General features: G+C 70.4%; 2 protein-coding genes and 1 other RNA gene. All 3 read left to right on the top strand.

The genetic code is table 11. The annotated features are described in order from the left end of the window. A partial coding sequence (locus tag B7X32_RS20545; protein ID WP_292724013.1) for a type II toxin-antitoxin system RelE/ParE family toxin occupies nt 1-196 on the top strand: 196 nt, incomplete at its 5' end. Nucleotides 197-325: 129 nt separating this feature from the next. Further along, nucleotides 326-422, top strand: an RNA gene (ffs, locus tag B7X32_RS20540) — signal recognition particle sRNA small type. Nucleotides 423-659: 237 nt separating this feature from the next. Next, nucleotides 660-2,135 (top strand): HNH endonuclease signature motif containing protein (locus B7X32_RS20535; RefSeq protein ID WP_292724010.1); only part of this gene is annotated, 1,476 nt, incomplete at its 3' end.

Here is a 2,135-nt window from a genome sequence, read left to right as displayed (position 1 = left end):
GCGGCGGATCCAGGCTGCGGTGGAGTTGCTGGCGGACGAGCCGCGCCCGCCTGCCGCGAAACCGCTCGTGAACAGCGACGGGGCCTGGCGCGTGCGCATCGGCGATTATCGGGTGATCTACGACATCCAGGACGGCCGGCTGATCGTGCTGGTCCTCGCGGTCGGGCACCGCAGAGAGATCTACCGCGAGAGGTGAGCGCCGAGGAATCGGCGTGAACTCGAACGGCGGAAACGAGCAATACGGATGTGAACCCCGATAACCAGGGGATTCAGAGGCAGGTCCTCCGTCCGGTCTCGGCCGCCCGCGACCTCGGGTAGACTGGACGACGGCTCTCCGCGTGGCGGCACCCAGGCCAAATCCCCCAGGGCGGAAACGCAGCAAGGGTAACCAGGCTCTGCCGGGTGCGCGGAGGGTCTTTTCTTTTGCCCTGCGCCGTGCGCCTCATCGTGCGTATCGCCTGCGCCGCTGGCACGCGCGAAAGCGGTTCGCTCGGTGGTCGCGGGTGGCCCTTCCGGGTTCCTCTTGTGCGCATCTTGCGACAAGGGCGACGAGGTCCGTTTCGTCCTGCACACCAAGCGGATCCGGGAAGTTCTGCACAGATCGGAAATATCCCCTGATCTGGGCGTTCGAATGTCCGTGGCCCGGGTTGAATAGGGGTATGACATCGACGACGCGCGAAGCTCTGGAACAGGTCGAGCACCTGCTCCAGCAGGTGTGCGCGTCGGCTGAGGTGACGACGCAGTTCGAGGGCGTCGCGGATCTGGAGACGATCCGCATCCTGCAGTCGCTCGGGCGCGTGCAGCGGCTGCTCGACGCGGGCATCACGACCGCGGCCGCACATGCGAAGGAGCGGGAGGCCGGGGCCGCGTCATCGACGATCAGCGCTGCCGCTGGGTGCGCCGACCTGACCGAGCTGCTGCGCCGTGCACTGCGGGCGGATGTGGGCACGGCCCGCAGGTACGTGCGCGCTGCGGACGCGGTCGGGGGCGATTTCCTGCTGTCTGCGGGAGAGCACGCGCCGGCCCGGTTCGAGGCTCTCGGGCAGGCCCTGCGTGACGGGGAGATCTCCGTGACCGGGTTGCTCGCCGCGATCGGTCCCGTCGAGCGGGCCCGCGCGCGGATCACCGATGATGAGCGTGAGGCTCTCGACGCTCTGCTCGCGAACACGGCCCGAGGACGGGACCTGCCCGACGAGCACGGCAACCCCGGCCCCGCGCCGTCCACCGACGAACTCGCCGACTTCGCCCGCGCCCTGATGCTCCGGATCGACCCGGATGGCGCCGAGCCCGACGACCGGCGAGCGGAGCACAACCGGGGGTTCACGATCGGCCGCCTTCGCGACGGCGTGCGTCCGGTGCAGGGCGGGCTGCTGCCGGAGGTCGCCGGCGTGCTGGAGCGCGTGTTCGATGCGCTCAACAACCCCGCCGCTGCCGGCTCTCCCGACCTGAGCAGGCGCGCCGGAGGCGATTCGGATCCTGCGTCAGGATCCGGCGCGTCGGTCGGACCTGATGATTCTGTTGGCGGACGCGGGGACGTGCGCTTCTGCGAGCCCGACGACGACCCGCTCGATCCGGCCCTCGAAGGCGGCCCGGTCGACACCCGCACCCGGGCGCAGCGCAACCACGACAACCTCGCCGCGATCCTGAACGTCGCCGCCGCCCATGCGGACATGCCCACGCTCGGCGGCGCGGCCCCGACGCTGGTCGTCTCCGTGTCCGCGGCGGACTATGCCCGCGGCACCGGACGAGCGTTCATCGAGGGCATGAACGATGACGTTCCCCTGTCGGTCGCGCACCACACCGCCTGCGCCGGCGGGATCCAGCGCGTGCTGTACGACGAACACGGCCAGATCGTCTCCCTCGGCACCTCGGCGCGGATCTTCAACGCCCTGCAACGCCGCGCGATCCTGCATCGCGACCGGGAGTGCGTGATCCCCGGCTGCCATGTGCCCGCGACCTGGTGCGAGATCCACCACGTCCGAGAGCATGCCGACGGCGGCCCGACCCACACCGGCAACGGCGTCGCCCTCTGCTGGCATCACCACCGCACCCTCGACACCTCGGGATGGCGCATCCGCATGAGCCACGGCGCCCCCGAGATCCGCGGACCGCACTGGTGGGACCCCTACGGCGGT

The organism is Microbacterium sp. 13-71-7 (assembly GCF_002257455.1).
GTDB lineage: Bacteria > Actinomycetota > Actinomycetes > Actinomycetales > Microbacteriaceae > Microbacterium.
The sequence above is the reverse complement of the archived record's forward strand: the minus strand, read 5'-3'. Positions and strand labels throughout refer to the sequence as shown.